The organism is Staphylococcus succinus (assembly GCF_029024945.1).
Classification (GTDB): domain Bacteria; phylum Bacillota; class Bacilli; order Staphylococcales; family Staphylococcaceae; genus Staphylococcus; species Staphylococcus succinus.
The window spans coordinates 1138465-1162621 of the sequence record NZ_CP118976.1; the positions used below are offsets into that span (position 1 = coordinate 1138465).

Genomic DNA, 24157 nt, shown 5'->3' on the forward strand with positions numbered 1-24157 from the left:
GTAATGTGCGAATGAGCTGGTTCGACAAGTTATTTGGAGAAGATAATGACTCAACAGAAGATTATCTCAATAAAAGAAGCCAACGACGTCAAAAAGCTACACAACAAGAAGAGCAAGATTCATTACTTCCCCAGAACAATGATGTTTATGAAAGACCTAAAGGTAAATTCAGATTTCCTATGCGTGTTTTAGAAGAAGCAAGTCAATCAGAAGAACAATCTACTTCTAATAATCAGTCATCTCATGAAAATAGAAAACGCTATGAGGCCTCTTCAGATGCGCTTAATACACATCATAAACAAAGAAGACGCAGACATGCATATGATACAGCGAAACCTAATGATGTTAAGAAACAAGACAGAAGTGAACATCCAACTGAACATCAATCTGCATCTGCTGACACTGTAAGTGAGCATAAGCCCCATAGAGGGACTAGAATGAGAATTCAAACAGATGTGTTGAGAGCTAATGCTGAGACTAAAAGCAGTCATAAAACGCCAAGTTATCAGCATAGTGACTTTAAAGCGAGTGAAGTACCGTCAGCAATTTTTGGTACTCAAAAACCACGTCCTTTAGACAATGGCGTAATTCGTACTTCAGAGCAATCAGAAGAAGATAAGCAACCTACATCTAAACCTGATGATTCGAACATTCAAAAACAAAGTAGTGCAACAGAACAGGTACACGATAATGATGCAGATGTTAGTACATCAGAGGCGCACCAAAGTACACAAGTTGATGAAGAGCAACCAATTACCTCACAAAACAGTGCGAACACTGTAGAAAGAGAAAGTACTTGGGATAATGATTTATCTCAAAATTCAACTGAAGATGAATCCAAGGAATCTACCAAACAAACTTCATCTACCGCGCGAGATAATAAAATTAGTATTGAAAATATCTATGCCTCTCAAATTGTAGAAGAAATTCGACGTGAAAGAGAACGCAAAGTATTACAAAAGCGTCAATTTAAAAAAGCGTTACAACAAAAGAGAAATGCACAACAAGAAAATAATGAGAATGATATTCAAAAAGCAATCGATGAAATGTATGCTAAGCAAGCGCAAAATCACATTGGTGAAAGTTCGCTCGATGAAGAAAGTAATATGGTAGCTGATGCATATGACAGTATAGACACAATAGAAAGTGAACACAATCAAACTAATACAGAAGAATTCAATAATGATAATAACGAAGATGCTCAAGTAGGGGCATCGTCACCATTTAATTATGAAGAAATTGATTTAGATCAAGTAAGTGATGTACATACTATAAATGATGAATATGTGGATGTAAGCACTAAACAAATAAACAACAAAGACGATGATGAAATCGCCGAAGCTGAATATGATAGTGCTAACGATGACGTTGACAATTCAATTAATGAAAAAGCCAATGCTTTATTTGAAGAAAACAATGTACCGCAACAAGCACTATCAGAAAATGAATTAAACAGTGAACAAGCAAGCAATTTTAATCATTATCAAGCATCAGAAACATCATTTACAGATGCACAATATAGAGAATTAACACAATCACATAGTGAATTGACAAATCAAGAAGAAGATAATCATTCAGAATCAGAGGATGATTTAGAAACATCTGTGCATACATCAGAAGGTATAAATATATCTAGTTATGAACATGATGACTTCAATTCAGACAGTGAAGATAAAGATAGTGACAACATTCACGAATCATTACAGGAAACAGCAACGACGCACTTGAATGATGTTACAAGTGAACAACCTTCATCGGAAATGAGCGAAAATCAAGAAAATGAAGCGTCTGCTGTACAAGATACACAAGACTTAAATAGCAAACAGTCAGATGAAAGTAGTACTAGACAAACAAATCGTATTCAACCGCCAACTAGAAAAGGTAGTAAACCATTTAATGTGGTAATGACACCATCAGATAAAAAGCGTATGATGGATGCTAAAAAGCAAAGAAAATTTGACTCAAATAATGCTAGTAAATCGCATGATGTATCAAAAAATGAGAGACATACAACGAAGCAAGAAGATATGCACACAACATCAGAACAACAACGTCAGAAATCTAGTATAGAAAATAATCAACATGTGTCTAGTTATGTCGAAAACCACACTGAGCCTATCACTGAAACAAATAAAAAAACGCTAGTATCAGATAGCGATGTGAGTGAAACAGAGGTAACAGATGCAGATTACAAAGCACTAGAAATGGATGAAACACAACTAGCACAAGATGAAACAGACATATTGACGCCAAGTCATAATGAAAAAGAGAACGACTTGCAAACAGATGCACAAATTTCTGACTCGCCCCATATTCATGAGGAGACAACGATTCAAGATGAAAAAAATATTAATCAGCCACAGGGCCAGAACGCAGATGGTCTGCAGAATCAATCTGAAGTTGCTAAAAGAGAAGTAACACATCAACAAGATAACAAACAAAATATAGAGACATCACTATCAGATATAGATACCAAGCAAGTAGGCGAGGGTGTTACCAATAACGATAGTGATAAGCCAACTATTAGAAGAGGGCCAAACATTAAATTGCCGAGCGCAAGTTTATTAGACGAGCCTGAAGAACATGAAATTGATAATTCATGGATAGAAGAGAAAAAACAAGAACTAAATGAAGCCTTTTATTATTTTAATGTACCAGCTGAAGTACAAAATGTTACAGAAGGACCAAGTGTGACACGCTTTGAACTTTCTGTTGAAAAAGGTGTTAAAGTGTCTAGAATCACTGCACTGCAAGATGATATTAAAATGGCATTAGCAGCGAAGGACATTCGTATAGAAGCACCAATACCAGGGACGAGTTTGGTAGGGATTGAAGTGCCAAATGTCACGTCAACCAAAGTTAATCTACGTTCAATCATTGATGCCCCTAGCTTTAAAAATTCAGAATCTAAATTGAATGTTGCGATGGGCTTTGGCATTAATAATGAACCCCTGCTGATGGATATAGCTAAAACACCACATGCTTTAATTGCAGGCGCAACAGGTTCAGGAAAATCAGTATGCATCAACAGCATATTAATGTCATTATTATATAAAAACCATCCAGAAGAGTTGAGGTTACTACTAATTGATCCTAAGATGGTTGAACTCGCGCCATACAATGATTTACCACATCTTGTAGCACCAGTAATTACAGATGTTAAAGCGGCGACGCAAAGTCTTAAGTGGGCTGTTGAAGAAATGGAACGCCGTTATAAAGTTTTTGCTAAATATCATGTAAGAAATATTACAGCTTATAATAAGAAGGCAACATACGATGATAGAATGCCAAAAATTGTTATAGTAATAGATGAACTTGCAGATTTAATGATGATGGCACCGCAAGAAGTTGAGCAATCTATTGCACGTATAGCTCAAAAAGCACGTGCTTGTGGTATACACATGTTAGTCGCAACACAAAGACCATCAGTTAATGTTATTACAGGTTTAATTAAAGCAAATATTCCAACGAGAATAGCATTTATGGTATCATCTAGCGTGGATTCAAGAACCATTTTAGATAGTGGTGGAGCAGAACGTTTATTAGGTTATGGAGATATGTTGTACTTAGGTAGTGGTATGAACAAACCGATTCGTGTACAAGGTACATTTGTATCTGATGATGAAATTGATGATGTAGTTGATTTTATTAAGCAACAGCGAGATCCAAATTATCTATTTGAAGAAAAAGAGCTATTGAAAAAAACTGAAACACAGCCTCAAGATGACTTATTCGATGATGTATGTCGTTTTATGTTACAAGAGGGGCACATTTCAACTTCATTAGTTCAAAGACATTTCCAAATAGGTTATAATCGAGCGGCAAGAATTGTAGATCAATTGGAGCAACTTGGTTATGTTTCCGGTGCGAATGGTTCTAAACCTAGAGATGTGTATATTACAGAATCAGATTTAGACGGTAATTAATTTAGAGAAAAACAAAAATTAATATAGAGATTAAGGAGTGTTACGATGACACATTATCATTTTGTCGGTATTAAAGGAGCCGGTATGAGTTCATTAGCACAAATCATGCATGATCTTGGAAATGATGTACAAGGTTCAGATATAAAAAATTACGTATTTACAGAGGTAGCTTTAAAAAATAATGGTATCGAAATATTACCATTTGATGCAAATAACATTAAGGAAGATATGGTTATTGTTCAAGGTAATGCATTTCCAGATACACATGAAGAAGTAGTAAGAGCACACGAATTAAAATTAGAAGTAATTCGTTATCATGATTTCTTAGGCCATGTGATAAACCAATATACATCTGTTGCGGTTACAGGCGCACATGGCAAGACTTCTACAACAGGATTATTATCTCATGTAATGAACGGTGATAAAAAAACATCATTCTTAATTGGTGATGGCACAGGATTAGGTATTCCAGAAAGTGATTACTTTGCTTTTGAAGCGTGTGAATATCGCAGACATTTTTTAAGTTATCATCCTGACTACGCAATTATGACAAATATTGATTTCGATCACCCAGATTATTTTAAAGATGTAAATGATGTTTTTGATGCATTCCAAGAGATGGCACATAATGTAAAAAAAGCAATTATTGCTTGGGGTGGCGATACACATCTACGTAATATAAAATCAGATGTACCAGTATATTATTATGGGTTCTCGAAAGATGATAATGTGTATGCTGATAATATTCAAATTAATGAAAAAGGTACACAATTTGATGTGTATATTGAAAATAAATACTATGATACATTCCTTTCACCGCAATTCGGCGATCATAATATTTTAAATGCGCTTTCTGTTATCACAATCAGTTATCTAGAAGAGCTTAATATTGAAAATATTAAAGAAGCTCTAGAAACATTCGGTGGCGTGAAACGTCGTTTTAACGAAACAAAAATTGGTAAACAAATATTAGTTGATGATTATGCACACCATCCTAGAGAGATAAGTGCTACAATTGAAACAGCACGTAAGAAATACCCAACGAAAGATGTAGTCGCAGTATTCCAACCACATACTTTTAGTAGAACTAAAGCGTTCTTAGATGAATTCGCTGAATGTTTAAATGTAGCAGATCAAACATTCTTATGTGAAATATTTGGTTCAATAAGAGAGAATAGTGGTAATCTAACAATTCAAGACCTTGTTCAAAAAATTGATGGTGCAAAACTTATTGATGAAGCATCTGTGAATAATTTAGAACAATATAATGATGCAGTTATATTATTTATGGGCGCTGGAGATATTCAAAAAATTCAACGTGCATATATGGAAAATATTGGTGTCACTACCTCATTCTAATATGTTTATGTTAAAATGAGATGGGTATTTATATTAAATAACAACATATGTTTATTAGGAGGCGTTTTAAATGGAATGGATTTTACCTATAGCTGGAATTATAGCTGCGATTGCATTTTTAGTATTAGTCATTGGTATCGTAGTAGTTTTACTTTCAGTTAAGAAAAATTTAGATCACGTTGCTAAAACTCTTGATGGGGTTGAGGGACAAATACAAGGTATTACGCGTGAATCTACTGACTTACTTCATAAAGCTAATCGCTTAACTGAAGATATTCAAGATAAATCAGATCGTTTGAACTCTGTTATTGATGCTGTTAAAGGTATTGGTGATTCAGTACAAACTTTAAATGGATCTGTTGATAGAGTTACAAACTCAATTACGCACAATATTTCTCAAAATGAAGATAAAATCTCACAAGTTGTTCAATGGTCAAACGTAGCAATGGAAGTTGCTGATAAATGGCAAAACAGAAGAAATCGTAGAGATAGTGCAAACTACAAAGCGAGCAGCGTAGCTAGTGATGCAAATGCAAATGAGTCAAATCATTCAACACATAGCTATACTACACGCGTAGATAACAAATAAATCATATACTTAAACAAACAAATGCACTTAAATGAGGTTTTGAAACTTATTTAAGTGCATTTGTTATAGGAGGCCTTCAATTATGAAATATTACAACCGTGATGATTATGAAAGAAATCTAGAAAGTTATGAAGTTCCTGAGTATTTTACAAAAGGAGCAAGAAATGAATTTGTTTATGGATTTATTGTAGGGGCAGTAATAGGTTCAGCTATAGGGTTAGTATCTTTAAGTAAAACAAAAGCTAATGATAAAACTACTCCAAAATCAGACGAAGCTTCACAATTCAAGTCGCACATTATCGAACAATCAGAAAGTGAAAAAGCTAATGCAGATCGTCAAGTTAGCCATATTAAGTCAACAGTATCAAGCGCTCAAGATAATGAAGTTTCTACATCAGCATTGACTGCTCAAAAAAATGCTATTCAACAAGAAACTTCAGATAACAATTTAGCGGATATGTCACCAGATGCACAAGCAGCACAAGAGCAACAAGGTGTAGATAATGGAGAATCCAAAGATACAGCTCCTACACATATTGATGCACAGGCACAGCCAACAAAAGATGAAGTTGACGCACAACAAGCGGCAATTAAAGAAGAAGTAACGGATAATGATTCGGCAACGACATCTGCTACAAGTAATACAGACTCTACACATATTGATGCACAAGCACAACCAACAAAAGATGAGGTCGAGGCACAACAAACAGCAATTAAAGAAGAAGTAACGGATAAAGATAATGATTCTACAGGTAAAGGTACTAAGATTGCAGCAGCTACAGGTGGTACGATTGCAGCGACTGGTATCGCAAAAGCAGCAAGCGATAAAAAGCAAGCACTTAATGAAAATGAACAAGTTGCTAAAAATACAAAAAGCCTGCAACAAGAAGAATCAAGTAGTAATTCAAAAGAGCAAACACCTCACTTAGTTACTAAAGATTCAAAAGAAAGTGAAGAAACAACATCAAAACAATCATCAAAGAAAACGGCTATAGCAAGTAGTCTTACAGCTACTGGATTAGCTTTAGCGGCAAAAAATAAATATAAAGCAATAAATGAAAATCAAAATGTTGCTGATAATACAGCCAACTTATTGAAGCCTGAAGCAGTAAAATCTAATAATAACAAAGTAGTTCCTCACTTAGTGACGCATAAAGTTGATCATGCTGTGGAATCTACAAATAAGGTAGATAATTCTGCAGATAAATCAAAAAAACAAACGTTTAAATCTAAGCCAGAACCGGCTGAACAACGCGTAAAACAAACTCATGAGAGTGTAACGTTTAATGATGGGATTATTGCGCATGACCAGGCTGGAAATGGCTTGAAAAAGCAATCAACTCAGGACAGTAAATCTAAACAAGGTAAAAGTGCACAAACTTATACTAAAAATAGAGCGCAATCTAAAAAAACTGAAAAAGCCAAGAGTAAAATTGATAAAAGAACATTTAATGACTAATAATGGCTGAAATTAATAATTTAGCATATTTATTATAACAACTTAATAGTTTTAATATAAAAAAGAACCGTTCAACAGTTTTGTTCGGTTCTTTTTTGTTTAAAACCGCATGTGACAAGGGCTTAAATATATAGAGTGAAATGTCAGAATAGTGTAAAATATAGGTGGTAAGTTACAGAAAATTCAGTTATCATTGAAATTATTCACTTAAAAAAGTGATTTTTTTAAATCGTGACTTGAACTTATATAGAGTTCTTGTTAGAATTACGTTTAACAAATGTTTTATCGCTTTAAAGCAGAATAAAATATCGATTTTAAATTTTTCATAGAGGTGACTATAAATGACAGACAAATTACAAGAATACAGAGACGAAATTGTAGAAATTAATGATGAGATTTTAAAACTTTTATCTAGAAGAGGAAAGTTAGCACAAAAAATCGGAGAGGAAAAACGTAAAAAAGGTACACTTGTATATGATCCTCAACGAGAAAAAGAAATGATCAACGTATTATTAGATAAAAATGAAGGACCTTTCAATGACAATACAATCAAACAATTATTTAAAGAAATTTTTAAAGCCTCTACAGATTTACAAAAATCTGAAAATGAAAAACACTTATATGTTTCTAGAAAATTAAAACCAGAAGATACAATTGTTCAATTTGATAATGGCGGCATTATTGGAGATGGTAACAAATCATTTGTATTTGGTCCATGTTCAGTTGAATCTCAAGAACAAGTTGATGCTGTAGCAGCTAATTTACAAGCTAGAGGTGAAAAATTTATTAGAGGTGGTGCATTCAAACCTCGTACATCACCATATGATTTCCAAGGTTTAGGTGTTGAAGGATTAAAAATTCTTAAAAACACTAAAGATAAATACGGTTTAAATGTAGTAAGTGAAATTGTAAATCCAGCTGATTTTGAAGTGGCTGACGATTATTTAGATGTATTCCAAATTGGCGCACGTAACATGCAAAACTTTGAATTATTAAAAGAAGCAGGACGTTCAAATAAACCAGTATTATTAAAACGTGGTTTATCAGCAACAATTGAAGAATTTATTTATGCAGCTGAATACATTGCATCTCAAGGTAATAACAACATTATTTTATGTGAACGTGGTATTCGTACTTACGAAAATGCTACAAGAAACACATTAGATATCTCTGCTGTTCCTATCTTAAAACAAGGTACACATTTACCAGTCATGGTTGATGTTACACATAGTACTGGTCGTAAAGATATTATGTTACCAACAGCTAAAGCTGGATTAGCAGTTGGCGCTGATGGTATTATGGCAGAGGTTCATCCTGATCCATCAGTAGCATTAAGTGATAGTGGTCAACAAATGGACTTTAATGAATTTGAAAAATTCTACAACGAAATTAAACCACTTGCGGATATGTACAATAATAAGCAATTAAAATAATATTAAAGCTAAGATAAACATAAATGCCCTGATGCGTGTACTAGGATATAGTATTTGCATCGGGGCATTTTTATATGTAAAAGCTTATAGTGTAATCATTTATTGAGCTATATATGTATATTAACAAAGGTAAGTTGGACAATAAATCTTGTGTCATATATAAAAAAAATATTATAAATAATAACTAGATTCAATTATATTTAATGACATAATTATGACATTGTAAACAAATTGTTTTACAAATTCAAAAAATATGGTAAAATTTGAAAAGTTATGAAAACAGAGTATAATAATAAATAAACCGCTTACAAGGAGGAAATTATGACTGTTACAATATATGATGTTGCAAGAGAAGCCCGCGTTTCTATGGCAACGGTCTCACGAGTAGTTAATGGTAACCAAAATGTTAAACCTGAAACACGTGACAAAGTGAATGAAGTGATTCAAAAATTAAATTATCGTCCAAATGCAGTGGCACGAGGATTAGCGAGTAAACGTACTACAACAGTTGGAGTTGTTATTCCAGACATTTCTAATGTTTACTATTCTCAACTTGCTCGAGGATTAGAAGATATAGCTACAATGTATAAGTACCATTCAATTATTTCTAATTCTGATAACGATCCAGTTAAAGAAAAAGAAATTTTTAATAATTTATTAAGTAAACAAGTAGATGGCATTATTTTCTTAGGTGGTACAATTTCTGAAGAGATTAAGGACTTAATTAGTAAATCTTCAGTGCCTGTAGTAGTTTCTGGAACTAACGGTAAGGATGCTGATATTGCATCAGTTAATATCGATTTCAAATCAGCTGCTAAAGAAATTACAACTCACTTAATCGAAAGTGGCGCTAAAGAATTTGCCTTTGTAGGTGGAGATTATTCTAAAAAAGCGCAAGAAGACGTTTTAGCTGGTCTTAAAGAAGTATTATCACAACATCAGCTAACATTAAATGAGAATAATATATTTAATGGAAACGAAACGTATAAAGATGGTGTGCGTGCCTTTGAAACATTAAAAGCATCAAAACCAGATGCGATTCTGTCAATCAGTGATGAACAGGCTATTGGATTAGTCCATTCTGCGCAAGATGTTGGGGTAAGCATTCCTGATTCATTACAAATTGTAAGCTTTAATAATACGAGATTAGTTGAAATGGTAAGACCACAATTATCTAGTGTGATTCAGCCACTTTATGATATTGGGGCAGTAGGCATGAGATTGTTAACAAAATATATGAATGAAGAAGAAATTGAAGAACCCAATGTAATATTACCGCATAGAATTGAATATAGAGGCACAACTAAATAGTGATCAGTTGAAAATAGGCTAATAATTACTAAAATACGAATGAAAAAGCAATCTTATTTTAATGATAAGGTTGCTTTCAATATATGGATAAAGCTTCTGATGGTGTTGAGTTTTTTGCTTGTTTTCGTGGGTATTATCGTATTCCGTATTTTGGGGCATTACTGTACCTCAAGAATTTAGTCTCAACCGTAATCACGAAGAATAAAATGGAATAGACATTTTAAAAGACTCCTAAAGATCATAGATAGGAGTCGGAACATAGATATAATAAAAAAACAAACCAAGTGCTAAATCATAGCAATTGGTTTGTCTATCTTTAAACTTTATGACATTGTCATAAGGTTTCTTTTTTTATAAAAATTATGGTTCGAATGATAGATGAGCAGTTTGTCATAATCCTTTTGAAATACCTATGATTTAAACCAGCTACTTACTTGGTGCGCATGTTTCAGATTTTTTGCTGATATTTCTTCTGTTCGAGGTATAGGTTGGAAATCTTGCATATCATCGCTCCACGTGACGGGTAGTTTGAAAGGGGCATATTGTTGCCATTTGTGTAGCCATGTCTTTGGTAAATCACCTGATGGTTGTGGTGCATTGATTAGCGCCAAAAAGACATGACTCCATGCGCGAGGTACAACTTTCCAAATATTGTATCCACCACCACCAAACATAAGTACTTTACTATCTGTGTATGTATCAGCTAAGGACTTAATGATATATGGAATTTGATATAAAGCCTCTAATGTACAACTCATATGAGTGAGGGGGTCTAAATAATGAATATCTACACCGTGCACACTAACGATAATATCAGGTTTAAATGAAGCAACGACCGGCTCAACAGTTTCTTTAAACACTTCTAGAAATGAAACATCTTCTGTATATGGCTCTAAGGGAACATTCACTGTATAACCAAATCCTTTTTCAGCACCACGTTCGGTATAATGACCCGAACCAGGAAATAGGAATTTGCCTGTTTCATGTATTGAATAAATTAAAGATTGATCATTTGTATAAAAACTCCACTGTGTACCATCGCCATGATGCGCATCAGTATCTATACATAATACACGTTGATTGTAATTTTTGATGAGGTAAGCGATAGTAATGGCTACATCATTATAAATACAAAAGCCATTTGCACGGCCAGGCAAGCTATGGTGTAAACCACCACCTAAATGACAACCATTCGTAACTGTACCATCCATGATACAGTCAGCTAAATTTAATGCACCACCAACAATTCGTGCACTGTGTTTATGCATCATGCGAAATTGTAATGTGTCATCGCCATCTAAACCATATTTTTGGGCTTCATTATCGCTTAAAATGCCATGTGATGCATGCCGAATAGCTTGGATATAATCATAAGAATGTATTAAAGCTAATTCTTTGTCATTGGCAATCCTAGGTTGAATGATATGGTTTGGTTTTAAGTAACCCAAATCAGCGAGTAATTCAGTTGTTAATTTTAATCTCATTTGATTAAAAGGATGACTATTACTAAATCGATATTGTAATAGTTCATTTGAATATACATAGCCCGTTTTTTGTTGCGTATGATTCATATAAGTCTCCCCTTTAAAAGAAAAAGCGATTCATGTATCGAATGTTGTCAAATGCTTGTAATTGTTCAATTGTAATGCGCGATCCAATTCGTGCCATTAAGCAATTGGCTGGATGACTCGTAATTTCTGGATCGTCAGTTGCAAAAATTTCTAGGCCCCCATATCCCATCAATTTCTGCATTAATTTCTTATATTCATAGACATCAAGCTTTGAATTTTTCAAGTCCCAATGCCAATAATATTCAGTGGTTAAGACGATATAATCTTCATATTCATCAGCACTTAAACTTATTTTAATGAGCTCACTGCCTAATTTTAAACGACGGTAAGATAAACTAATTTCTATTGCACCTAATTCAATCAGATATGCTAAATTTCCTGTAGACCAACGTTCTAATGGGTCAGGGTAATGATAGGTGACATAGCCGACAATATGCTGTTCATGGTGTAACACAAATATTCTTCCTTCGTCTAATTCACTAATTTCTTTTACTGCTTCAAACTGATCGATTGGAGGACGAAAAGCATTTAGGCCTTCGTCAAAAGTCATAGAATCAAGTTTCGTGCGTGAAATAGGTCCTTCTATAACAAAGGTACCTTCATCCAAGTGATAAGTTTGAGATTGATACGTTTTTATATGTTCCATTTTTTCACTCCAAACTACCGCATAAGAATACAGCAAACAATATTAATTAACTATATTATAAGTGAATTAAAGCTAAAATAACATTAAATGTATTTGTTTACACGGTATTATTTTGAAAATTCCGAAAATGTTCGTTATAATAAATTTTAAGTAAACGATTTCATTAAGAGGGGGATTTAAAATGAAAGTAGAAGTATATCAAGGGGAAAACGGAAATTTTAACCTTCAAGACTATGATAAAACATATAACAACTTTGATTGGAAGGAAGTTGAAAAGGTATTTTCATGGTATGACACTGGAAAAGTGAATATGGCACATGAATGTATTGATCGTCATGTTGAAGAAGGTAAAAGTGATAAGATTGCTTTACATTATAAAGATGAAAAACGTAAAGAAAGCTATACTTTCAGTGAAATGAAATCTAATTCAAACAAAGCTGCTAATGTATTAAAAGAACAAGCAAATGTTGAAAAAGGAGACCGTGTTTTTATTTTTATGCCAAGAACGCCTGAGCTATATTTTGCTCTATTTGGCATATTGAAAATTGGCGCGATAGTAGGTCCTTTATTTGAAGCATTTATGGAAAAGGCAGTTGCAGATCGATTAGAAAATAGCGATGCTAAGGTCATAATAACGACTAATGAATTATTACCACGTATACCTAAAGATCAATTACCCAATTTAGAAACTATCGTTGTCGTGGACGACAATGTTGAAAATGAATATGTTGATTTTAATAAAGAATTTGTAAAAGCAAGTGATGATTTTGAAACGGAATGGTTAACTTTAGATGATGGACTGATATTACATTATACTTCTGGTTCAACTGGCCAACCTAAAGGTGTTTTACACGCACAAAAAGCCATGTTGTTACATTATATTTCTGGTAAGTTTGTATTAGACTTTAAGGATGATGATGTATATTGGTGTACGGCTGATCCTGGATGGGTTACAGGTACATCATATGGTATTTTTAGCCCATGGTTAAATGGTGTAACAAATTGTATTGCAGGTGGAAGATTTTCACCTGAGGGATGGTATGGCATGATTGAGGAGTTTAAAGTCACTATTTGGTATACTGCACCAACTGCATTAAGAATGCTAATGAGTGCAGGAGATGATATTGTTGGAAAGTATGATTTATCATCACTTAAATTGATTTTATCAGTAGGAGAGCCATTGAATCCTGAAGTTATAAAATGGTCTAAAGATGTGTACGGCAAACGGGTGTTAGATACTTGGTGGATGACGGAAACAGGTGGCCATATGATTGTGAATTATCCAACGATGGATGTGAAATTAGGATCTATGGGCAAACCTTTACCTGGTGTTGAAGCAGCAATTGTAGATGATCAAGGGAATGAACTACCGGCAAATAGAATGGGGAATCTTGCTATTAAAAAAGGATGGCCATCTATGATGGTGTCTATTTGGAAGAACCCGGAAAAATATGATTCATACTTTATTGGAGATTGGTATGTTTCAGGAGATTCTGCATACAAAGATGAAGAAGGTTATTATTGGTTCCAAGGTCGTGTAGATGATGTAATTATGACAGCTGGAGAACGTGTAGGACCATTTGAAGTAGAATCTAAACTAGTAGAACATGACTCAGTAGCAGAAGCAGGAGTGATTGGTAAGCCTGACCCTATCAGAGGTGAAATTATTAAAGCATTTGTTGCTTTACGTCCAGAATATGAACCGAGTGATGAGTTAAAAGAAGAAATTCGTAAATTTGTTAAAGAAGGCTTAGCCGCACATGCTGCACCTAGAGAAATAGAGTTTAAAGATAAATTACCAAAAACACGTTCAGGTAAGATTATGCGCCGTGTACTTAAAGCTTGGGAACTCGACTTACCCGCAGGAGATTTAAGTACGATGGAAGACTAAAATATAATATAGCGATATTAAAGGCGAAATGATTGATAAACTATAGTCGTGTTTAATTATTTTAAGAAAACCTCTTTTGTATATAGTACAAAAGAGGTTTTTGTGTAAAATGTTAAGTAAAAGTACTAAATAGTATAATGTTTACGATTTTATATACAAATTATATGGAAGCGCTATCTTTAATTATCGACAATATATCTGAATTTGGTTAGTATAATGATATAAGGACTTACCGTTTTTGTTACAAATACGAAGGATATTTAAATTAAGAAGGGACGAGTGAATTTGGCACATTTATCTGATCTAGATATTGCGAATCAATCAACACTAAAACCAATTGGAGAAATTGCTGAAAAGGCAGGTATTCCGTCAAATGCATTAGAACCATACGGGCACTATAAAGCTAAGATTGATATTAATCAAGTTCAACAGCATAATGGCAAGGGAAACGTAGTATTGGTGACAGCTATGAGCCCAACACCGGCTGGGGAAGGAAAATCAACTGTTACTGTAGGGTTAGCTGATGCATTTAATCAACTTAAGAAAAACGTTATGGTAGCATTACGAGAACCTGCTTTAGGACCAACATTTGGTATAAAGGGTGGAGCTACAGGCGGAGGATATGCACAAGTATTACCAATGGAAGATATCAACCTGCACTTTAACGGTGATTTTCATGCAATTACGACTGCAAATAATGCACTTTCAGCATTTATAGATAATCATATACACCAAGGGAATGAATTAGGTATTGATCAACGCCGAATAGAATGGAAGCGTGTATTAGATATGAATGATCGTGCTTTACGTAATGTTATCGTTGGTTTAGGTGGTCCTACACAAGGTGTGCCACGGGAAGATGGTTTCAATATTACTGTGGCTTCTGAAATAATGGCTATTTTATGTTTAGCAAATGATATCAAAGATTTAAAAGTGAAAATAAGCCATATTACTATTGGTTATACACGTGAACGTCAGCCAGTTACAGTTGCTGATTTAAAAGTTGAAGGTGCATTGGCTATGATTCTTAAAGATGCGATTAAACCTAATCTTGTACAAACAATTGAAGGCACGCCTGCACTTGTACATGGTGGGCCATTTGCGAATATTGCACATGGCTGTAATTCTATTTTAGCTACTGAAACTGCTAGAGACTTGGCAGACATCGTAGTAACAGAAGCAGGTTTTGGTTCAGATTTAGGCGCTGAAAAGTTCATTAATATTAAAGCTCGAGAAGCAGGTTTTACACCTTCAGCCGTCGTTGTAGTGGCAACAATTCGTGCTATTAAAATGCATGGTGGTGTAGAGAAAGATAATCTTAAAGAAGAAAATGTGTTAGCACTTGAAAAAGGAATTGTTAATTTAGAACGTCATGTTAAAAATGTTAGAAAATATGGATTGGAGCCGGTAGTTGCTTTAAATGCATTTATCCATGATACAGATGAAGAAACGAAATTTGTACAAAAATGGGCCAAAGACAATGGTATACGTATAGCTTTAACTGAGGTTTGGGAAAAGGGCGGCAATGGAGGTATTGATTTAGCCAATGAAGTTTTAGAAGTTATCGATGAACCTCAAAACTTTAAACATTTATATGAACTTAATCAACCGCTTGAAACGAAAATAGAAACAATTGTACGAGAAATATATGGTGGCTCTAAAGTTACCTTTAGCAGTAAGGCACAAAAACAATTACAACAGTTTAAAGATAATGGTTGGGATAATTATCCTATTTGTATGGCTAAAACGCAATATTCATTTTCTGATGATGCCACACAGTTAGGTGCTCCAGAAGGATTTGAAATTACGATTCGTGAATTGGAGGCCAAGACAGGTGCTGGATTTATAGTTGCATTAACAGGCGCAATTATGACGATGCCAGGTCTACCAAAGAAACCAGCAGCATTAAATATGGATGTTACAGATGATGGACATGCAGTAGGTTTATTTTAAAGTTGAAGCCATTATGATAAAAGGACGCATGGTAATAAATACATGCGTCCTTTTATCTTGTAATTAAATGTTGTTGTACGTTATATTTTTCAGCATTTTTAAAATCATCAGGCGTGATTTTTTCTTCGACTAACATGCGTTTAAGTACATAATGTTGACGATTTAAACTGATCTTTATCTCTTGATCAGGTTTCAATGAACCATCCTCAGTATAAGGTGTATAGTAGTATGGACTTTGAAGCAAACCGATAAGGTAAGCAGATTCAGCAATATTCAAGTTTGTTGCTGATTTTCCAAACAAACTATATGAAGCTGAAGCAATACCTGTTATATCAGAACCATGGTTATCTCGTCCAAAGGGAACGATGTTTAAATACGTATAAATAATTTCATCTTTGGTTAACACGTGTTCGGCGCGCATAGAAAGTACAAGTTCATTCGCTTTTCGGTCATATGTTCTTTCGTTAGTCAGTAGTTGATTTTTTACGAGTTGCTGTGTAATGGTACTACCACCCGTGGGAGCTTCAGTATTAAAGATATCTTGCCCAACGGCACGCACTATGGCTTTCGGTAAAATGCCATTATGGTAAAAAAATAAGCTGTCTTCAGAAGAGGTCAGTGCTTTAATGACATTTGGACTAACTTGGTTAGGTCCGACAATAAGCGTATTGGTTGAATGATTATACTCTTCTAAGATATTACGCTTAGTATTATCAATATCTTCGTCGCCAACAATATGTAACAAATTCAATCTCAAATCTTTATCTGACAGATGAATCGTTGTATCAGTTAAATGTTGAAAATAAAACACTGATATTGCCATAAGTATGAGAAAGGTACATGTAAAAATTGTAAACAAGCCTAAAAATATATGTTTTATTTTTTTATAAACTATTTCATATCTATGAAATGGTCGTATCTCGTTGCTATCTTGAACACTTTTATCATATGTTTGACGCGCCATATGCATCCTCCTTGTGTATGCAATATTATAACATAATTTATGATGTTGACTTTTAAAATAGAGTTACTTATAATTAATATCAATTCGATATCGTTTTTGGATAAAGGAAAAGTAGTATATATAGAAAATCTTCAGAGAGTTAGTGGTAGCTGTGAACTAACATTTTCTTCTATACGAATACACCTTTGACTGTTTAACAATCCAAACGTTTAAGTTAATGAACGTATCATTAATAAAGTTGTTTGACTTAAGTATGGTGGTACCGTGCGCATGCGCCCTTACATTAATTTGTAAGGGCGTTTTTATGTTTTTTGATATTCGTTCCATCGTCAACGTTATGAATGTTGTTAAAGGTTACTAATTCTTATACAAAGAGATATCTTAAGTAAAATAGGAGGTTGATAAAATGACAAACGCATTATTAGAAGACTTACAATGGAGAGGCTTGATTTATCAACAGACAGATGAATCAGGAATTGAAGAATTATTAAATAAAGAACAAGTTACATTGTATTGCGGTGCCGATCCAACAGCTGATAGTTTACACATTGGTCATTTATTACCATTTTTAACATTACGACGTTTCCAAGAGAATGGTCATAGACCACTTGTGTTAGTTGGTGGCGGTACAGGTATGATTGGTGATCCTTCTGGTAAATCTGAAGAACGTACATTACAAACTGAAGAACAAGTTGAATTAAATGTTAAAGGTATCAATGAACAAATGCATAAAATTTTCGAATTTGATACTGATAAAGGTGCTAAACTTGTAAACAATAGAGATTGGCTTAGTCAAATATCGTTGATAGACTTTTTAAGAGATTATGGTAAACATGTAGGTGTAAATTACATGTTAGGTAAAGATTCTATCCAGACACGTCTAGAACATGGGATCTCATACACTGAATTTACTTATACCATTTTACAAGCTATAGACTTTGGGCATTTAAATAGAACATATAATTGTAAAATTCAAGTAGGTGGTTCTGACCAATGGGGTAACATTACAAGCGGTATAGAATTAATGCGTAGAATGTATGGTCAAACAGAAGCATATGGCCTTACGATTCCGCTTGTTGTAAAATCAGATGGTAAGAAATTTGGCAAGACTGAAGGTGGCGCTGTTTGGTTAGATGCTGACAAAACAAGCCCATATGAATTCTACCAATTTTGGATTAATACTACTGATGAAGATGTCATCAAATTCTTGAAATACTTTACTTTCTTAAGCAAAGAGGAAATTGAAACTTTAGAACAATCATTAATTGAAGCGCCACATTTACGTGAAGCGCAAAAAGCTTTGGCTGAAAATGTGACACGTTTTATTCATGGTCAAGACGCTTTAGATGATGCGATGCGTATTTCAAAAGCGTTGTTTGCTGGTGATTTACAGGCACTTTCTGCTAAGGAATTGAAAGAAGGCTTTAAAGATGTACCTCAAGTTGAATTAAGTAATGATACTACGAATATTGTAGAAGCTATTGTTGAAACTGGTATTTCACCATCTAAACGTCAAGCGCGTGAAGATGTGAACAATGGGGCAATTTACGTGAATGGTGTAAGACAACAAGATGTAAACTTTGAGTTGTCGGCAGACGATAAAATTGAAAACGAATTTACGATTATTCGTCGAGGCAAAAAGAAATACTTTATGATTAACTATAGATAAAAAGATGATTTGCAGTAAATGGATGAATTCTTTCAAACTGCCAACAAAGTCGAGGATTTTGTTGGCAGTTTTTTGTTGCACATGTCTAGGATTATGGTCTTACACAGATGTTTTGTAAAAGCGACTGCTCAAATCATCTGAAAACCAACCGTTATTATTCTGAATTTTAATTTAATAAATAAAAAGATAAACCAAACACTGAAAAGTGTTTGGTTTATCTGCATTACATTAAGATATTTTACCCATGGTTTATTGAGTTAGAATCGTTAATTAAAAGGGTTTGCACTTTCAGAACTGTCTTCACTATCTTCGTTGCTTGATTGTGTTGAAGCGGATTTTTGTTCTTTAAGATCGACCTTAACAGTCTGGACCTTACCTTTTCTTTCTAAAGTGAGTTTGACTGTGTCGCCCGGTTTTTTCTGTTGATATAAGTAGTTACGTAAATCTGTATCTTCTTTTACTTTATTGTCATCGATAGCGGTAATAATGTCGCCTTCTTTGAGCCCATTATTCTCATCAACTTTGGCGATATAAACACCTTCTTTACGTTTGGTATCAAGTTGCGCTTTATATTCATCTGGAATTTCACTTAAATTGAGCAAACCAATTCCAATTGAAGGGCGTTCAACTTTACCATGCTTCACAAGTTCTTTTATAGTAACTTTTACTTCGTTACTAGGTATTGCAAAGCCAATGCCTTCAACTTGTTCATTAGCAATTTTCATAGAATTAATACCTACAAGATTTCCATTAATATCAACCAATGCGCCACCAGAGTTACCTGGATTAATAGCGGCATCTGTTTGTAATACATTTACTTTATTTGCACCAGCTGTAGTCTGTGTATCAATCGTACGTTCACTTGCAGATATGATACCAGAAGTAACTGAATTCGCAAATTCTAAACCAAGTGGATTACCCATTGCAAAAACACTATCGCCTGTTTTAACTTTAGAGGAATTCGCAAATTCAATTGCTTTTGTACCTTTTGTATCATCTATTTTTAAAACTGCCATGTCAGTCAATGCATCTTTACCAATGAGTTTTGCTTCAACCTGTTTAGAATTATGTAATTGTACTTTAATTTCACTTGCACCATCAATAACATGGTTATTTGTTACGATGTACGCAGAACCATTATTTTTTTGATAAATTACTCCTGAACCAACGCCTGCCTCTTGTGATTTAGATGATTTACCTTTTAATAAAGCATCTAAGTTTTGCGCTTTTTGCATATTTATTACGCCTACAATAGCAGGTGATACATCGTTAATCATTTGGTTGACAGAATCATATTTTTCACTTTTTCCATCAAGTGTATTACCACCATTCGTACTATTAGATGTTTCTTTTACAGAAGAACCATCATCATCTAATACGGTATGTTCCATGAACTTTCCAACCCCTAACACAATGAGAGCACCAATAATTCCAGCAATTAATGCGACGACCATTGTTTTAAACCATGGGAATTTGGGTTTGTTTGTCGAACGCTGCTCACCTTTAAAGGGCTGTTGTGCTTGCTCATAATGTTGATTTCCGTTTGAGTGATTATCATTATTAGACATAGTAAACCTCCAATTCATTCTCTAAATCCTATTATGATAGGATTTGAATACTTTTTCTAGTATATCACCATACGACTTTAGACTGAAATATTAATTTTCTTGTCCATAAGTTAACTAAATGATAAAATCAATAGGGTATTAAAAGGAAAATGAAGTAGGTGGAGAAATGTATAAACTGATTAGTGGCTTGTTGAAGCTCATTATAGTCAAACTAAGTAATTCTTTAGAAGTACAGGGTAAAGAAAACATACCGCAGTTACATAGATATGTAGTTACTTGTACGCATGAGAGCTATAATGAAGTAATCATGCTCGGAACGGCTATATATCCTAACCAAATCCATTATATGGCTAAGAAAGAATTATTTAATAATAAATGGTTTGGTAGATTTTTAACGTCATTAAATGCTTTTCCTGTAGACAGAGATAATCCGGGTCCAAGTACTTTAAAAAGACCAATTAAATTATTGAAAGAAAATAAAACGGTAGGTATTTTCCCTACAGGTCAACGTAAAAAATATGATGAGGGTGCACCTTTAAAAAGAGGAGCAGTAACCATTGCTATGATGGCCCAAGCACCGATATTACCAGCTGCATATGTAGGCCCAAATGAAATTAAAGGGCTTATTACTGGAAAAGCTATCATAAAATTTGGTGAACCCATTGAGACAAAACATTTACCAAAAGATATGAAACGAAATGAAAAATTAGAATATTTAACAAAAGAATTGGAAAATAGAACAAAGCAATTGCAACAAGAATTGGATGCATACGTAAATATTAAGTAAAAGTGTAGACTAAATTCAAAATCGTTGACTTCTAAATTAGAATACGATTGTTGAATAAGTTATGTTATTATATAACTGTACAATGACAGCTAGTATAGCGTTTACAAACACCACGTGGACAACTTGTGCATGTGGTGTTTGTTTGTGTGAATGCGAGCTAGGAAATGGGGAATGAATATGTTTAGTTTCTTACAAAGATTAGGTAGGTCACTCATGCTACCTGTTGCAGTACTACCAGCAGCGGCTATTATTGCTGGAATAGGGAATGCTTTAACGGCGATTGGTATTTTACCGACAGTCGCTACTTTCTTCACAACGGCAGGGACAACAATACTTGATCAATTGGGTATTTTATTTGCAATCGGGGTTGCACTTGGAATGGCCAAGAAAAATGACGGAGCAGTTGCATTAGCTGCAACAGTAGGTTTCTTTTTAACGACAGTCGTGTTAAGTCCAGAGAAATTAGCACCACTATTAGGTGTAAAGCAGTCACATGTTGATGCTGCTTTCGAACAAATGAATAATTCTAATGTGTTAATAGGATTATTTGTAGGTTTAATAGCTGCTTATACTTATAACAAGTTTAGTCAAACAGAATTACCAGCAGCATTATCATTTTTTAGTGGTAAACGTTTAGTACCTATATTAACAGCGTTCTTTAGTATTATTTTAGCTGTGATTATGCTATTTGTATGGCCGCTTATATATGCAGCCATTGTAACGTTTGGTACATGGATTATAGATTTAGGACCGTTTGGTGCTTTTCTATATGGTTTCTTTAATAGATTATTAATACCAACAGGATTACATCATGCTTTAAATGCAGTATTTTGGTTTGATTTAGCAGGTATTAATGATATTGCTAAATTCCAAACTGGTGATGGCGCAGTCAAAGGTGAAACGGGCCGTTATATGGCCGGCTTTTTCCCAGTAATGATGTTTGGTGTGCCTGCAGCAGCTTTAGCAATGTATCATACTGCTGAAACAAAACAGAAAAAACGCGTATACGGTTTAATGTTAGCAGGTGCGATTTCAGCCTTTTTCGTTGGTGTAACGGAGCCAATTGAATTTGCATTCATGTTTGTTGCACCTATACTTTTCGTCATACATGCATTTTTAACAGGTCTATCATTATTTATCGCAGCATTATTTCACTGGACAGCAGGGTTTGCCTTTAGTGCGGGTCTCATTGACTTTGTACTTTCACTGATTAACCCAGTTGCTAACTATCCATTTATGCTGTTAGTACAAGGACTTGTATTCTTTGTAATTTATTATGTAGTATTTAGAATGGCAATTAAGTTTCTAAAACTAAATACACCAGGACGTGGAGATAATTTATTACCAGATCCGACTTCAGAAGAAGCTTCTACAGGAGAAACAGCTAGTTCAGAAGATGGATTAACACAAGCTACAAATAAATATTCAAAATCAGCTGCCCAAATTTTAGAGGGCTTGGGTGGTCAAGATAATATTATGTCGCTTACAAATTGTGCGACACGTTTACGTATGGAGTTACACGATAATAGTATTGTGGATGAAACCAAGATAAAAAGTGCTGGAGCTGTTGGGGTGACGCACAGTGGTAAGCATAATACTCAAGTTATTATTGGTACGCAAGTACAACAAGTAGCAGACGAAATAGAAAATCAAATGGAATCTGTGAATTAAAAAGCCCATTACAAGCGAATTGGATGATTAGTATAAGATATGTCTTTCAAGAAAAGCACGGAAAAGTGTGCAATTGTTGAAAGGCATATTTTTATTTATTTTATGTATGGTTATTATTTATATTATTTTGGAAAAAAGAATAAAATACATTTGCGCTTTTCACATGTAAATAGTACGATATACTAGTATCAGAATTTTCTGATTAAAGGAGAGTAGGTAGGATGAAGTCGGTATTATTTGATGTAGATGGTGTGTTTTTAAGTGAAGAAAGGTGTTTCGATGTTTCTGCATTAACTGTTTATGAAATATTAATGAGTAAAGCGTACATTGGACTGGATTCTTCAATACAATTTGATGGTTTAAGTGACCAACAAATAACTGAAATAAGAGATATTGTATTTTATCATGATGAAATACTAACTAAGTTAAAATCGCTTGGTTTAAATTCAAATTGGGATATGCTATTTGTAGTTCTTGCTATTCATTTTATAGAACTATGCAAAGTATTACCGGAAGATAAACTGATGGGAGTATTACAATCTGAGAACTTCAACCAAGAGACATTACAATTTGTTGGTGAAAATGTAACAGATGTAGAACTTAATTTTGCAGCACCGTTATCATTTTTGGATGGTGTAAGTTCAGGAAAGGATAACATCTACCAAACATTAGTGGAATTTGCAGGTGAAAGTCTAAATACAGATCAAACAGCGATTTTTGAGTTAAAGAGTTCTTTTTGGACATTTGCTCAAGAAATTTATCAAGAATGGTATCTTGGCTATAAACTTTTTAATAAAGTAGAGGACAAACCAAACCGTTCTGAATTTAAAAAAGGTTACATATATGAAGAAGTAGTTTTAAGACCTGTAGAAGAAATTAAACAATTACTAGAAGACTTAAAGGCAGCTGGTTACCACATTGCCATTGCAACTGGTAGACCAAGAACTGAAACCTTAGTACCATTTGATACAATCGGTATTAAAGATCTTTTTGATGACCAACATATTGTTACTGCAAGCGAAGTACTTATTGCTGAAGATCGTTACCCAAACTTAAAACCGTTAGGGAAACCGAATCCTTTTAGTTATTTAGCTACTTTAGAAGGTAATAATCTGGAAAATTATGAAAAATATGCAACCAATCAAGAAAATCGTGTAGAAAAAAATGATGTTTTTGTTGTAGGCGATTCATTAGCAGATTTATTAAGTGCTAAAAAAATTGGAGCAACGTTTATTGGGCCATTAACAGGATTGAAAGGAACCGATGCGCGTGAAGAATTAGAAAGTTATGGTGCAGAGCACATCGTAGATCACGTAGGTGAGATAAGAGCGATTCTTTTATAAAGCATTCATACACATGT

Annotated in this window: 16 protein-coding genes; 12 read left to right on the forward strand and 4 right to left on the reverse strand. The window is 34.0% G+C overall.

What is annotated here, in order from left to right; translation table 11 throughout:
- Window positions 1–11: 11 nt before the first annotated feature.
- From PYW31_RS05640 to ccpA, 6 genes are all read left to right on the forward strand, one after another.
- Entirely contained in the window at window positions 12–3926 is a 3915-nt protein-coding gene (locus PYW31_RS05640; protein WP_046836729.1) for a DNA translocase FtsK, read from the forward strand.
- A gap of 45 nt (window positions 3927–3971) precedes the next feature.
- Window positions 3972–5285, forward strand: coding sequence for a UDP-N-acetylmuramate--L-alanine ligase (gene murC, locus PYW31_RS05645; protein WP_046836728.1), 1314 nt, complete (start codon window positions 3972–3974; stop codon window positions 5283–5285).
- Between the two features lie 70 nt (window positions 5286–5355).
- On the forward strand, window positions 5356–5874 hold the full coding sequence (locus tag PYW31_RS05650; protein WP_046836727.1) for a DUF948 domain-containing protein: 519 nt from the start codon (window positions 5356–5358) through the stop codon (window positions 5872–5874).
- An 82-nt stretch (window positions 5875–5956) separates the two neighbouring features.
- On the forward strand, window positions 5957–7333 hold the full coding sequence (locus tag PYW31_RS05655) for a hypothetical protein (protein WP_046836726.1): 1377 nt from the start codon (window positions 5957–5959) through the stop codon (window positions 7331–7333).
- Window positions 7334–7674: 341 nt separating this feature from the next.
- Window positions 7675–8766: a bifunctional 3-deoxy-7-phosphoheptulonate synthase/chorismate mutase gene (locus tag PYW31_RS05660; protein WP_046836725.1), complete on the forward strand. Its 1092-nt coding sequence runs from the start codon at window positions 7675–7677 to the stop codon at window positions 8764–8766.
- 321 nt (window positions 8767–9087) lie between these two features.
- Entirely contained in the window at window positions 9088–10077 is a 990-nt protein-coding gene (gene ccpA, locus PYW31_RS05665; protein WP_046836724.1) for a catabolite control protein A, read from the forward strand.
- Between the two features lie 410 nt (window positions 10078–10487).
- On the opposite strand, the gene PYW31_RS05670 is transcribed toward ccpA, so the two are convergent.
- Together PYW31_RS05670 and PYW31_RS05675 are read right to left on the reverse strand one after the other, a co-directional pair.
- Window positions 10488–11648, reverse strand: coding sequence for an acetoin utilization protein AcuC (locus PYW31_RS05670; RefSeq protein WP_046836723.1), 1161 nt, complete (start codon window positions 11646–11648; stop codon window positions 10488–10490).
- A 13-nt stretch (window positions 11649–11661) separates the two neighbouring features.
- Entirely contained in the window at window positions 11662–12294 is a 633-nt protein-coding gene (locus PYW31_RS05675; RefSeq protein WP_046836722.1) for a GNAT family N-acetyltransferase, read from the reverse strand.
- Window positions 12295–12475: 181 nt separating this feature from the next.
- Here PYW31_RS05675 and acsA point away from each other — a divergent pair, with 181 nt between their 5' ends.
- The gene (gene acsA, locus PYW31_RS05680) at window positions 12476–14185 is read left to right on the forward strand and encodes an acetate--CoA ligase (RefSeq protein ID WP_046836721.1); all 1710 of its coding nucleotides are present in this window, start codon (window positions 12476–12478) and stop codon (window positions 14183–14185) included.
- A gap of 285 nt (window positions 14186–14470) precedes the next feature.
- Window positions 14471–16138 carry a formate--tetrahydrofolate ligase gene (locus PYW31_RS05685; protein WP_046836833.1) on the forward strand — a complete coding sequence of 556 codons (1668 nt, stop codon included), beginning with the start codon at window positions 14471–14473 and terminating at the stop codon, window positions 16136–16138.
- Window positions 16139–16190: 52 nt separating this feature from the next.
- Here PYW31_RS05685 and PYW31_RS05690 read toward each other — a convergent pair whose 3' ends face one another.
- Window positions 16191–17102: a transglycosylase domain-containing protein gene (locus PYW31_RS05690; RefSeq protein WP_046836720.1), complete on the reverse strand. Its 912-nt coding sequence runs from the start codon at window positions 17100–17102 to the stop codon at window positions 16191–16193.
- 406 nt (window positions 17103–17508) lie between these two features.
- Between PYW31_RS05690 and tyrS the strand changes: the two genes are divergently transcribed.
- A complete protein-coding gene (tyrS, locus tag PYW31_RS05695; RefSeq protein ID WP_046836719.1) occupies window positions 17509–18771 on the forward strand; it encodes a tyrosine--tRNA ligase in 1263 nt (420 codons plus the stop codon).
- A 266-nt stretch (window positions 18772–19037) separates the two neighbouring features.
- Here tyrS and PYW31_RS05700 read toward each other — a convergent pair whose 3' ends face one another.
- Window positions 19038–20339: a S1C family serine protease gene (locus tag PYW31_RS05700; protein ID WP_046836718.1), complete on the reverse strand. Its 1302-nt coding sequence runs from the start codon at window positions 20337–20339 to the stop codon at window positions 19038–19040.
- Between the two features lie 166 nt (window positions 20340–20505).
- Here PYW31_RS05700 and PYW31_RS05705 point away from each other — a divergent pair, with 166 nt between their 5' ends.
- From PYW31_RS05705 to PYW31_RS05715, 3 genes are all read left to right on the forward strand, one after another.
- Complete coding sequence (locus PYW31_RS05705; RefSeq protein WP_046836717.1) at window positions 20506–21126, forward strand: lysophospholipid acyltransferase family protein; 621 nt, start codon at window positions 20506–20508, stop codon at window positions 21124–21126.
- 177 nt (window positions 21127–21303) lie between these two features.
- Window positions 21304–22797: an N-acetylglucosamine-specific PTS transporter subunit IIBC gene (gene nagE / locus PYW31_RS05710; protein WP_046836716.1), complete on the forward strand. Its 1494-nt coding sequence runs from the start codon at window positions 21304–21306 to the stop codon at window positions 22795–22797.
- Window positions 22798–23018: 221 nt separating this feature from the next.
- Window positions 23019–24140, forward strand: coding sequence for an HAD family hydrolase (locus PYW31_RS05715; RefSeq protein ID WP_046836715.1), 1122 nt, complete (start codon window positions 23019–23021; stop codon window positions 24138–24140).
- Window positions 24141–24157: the final 17 nt, after the last annotated feature.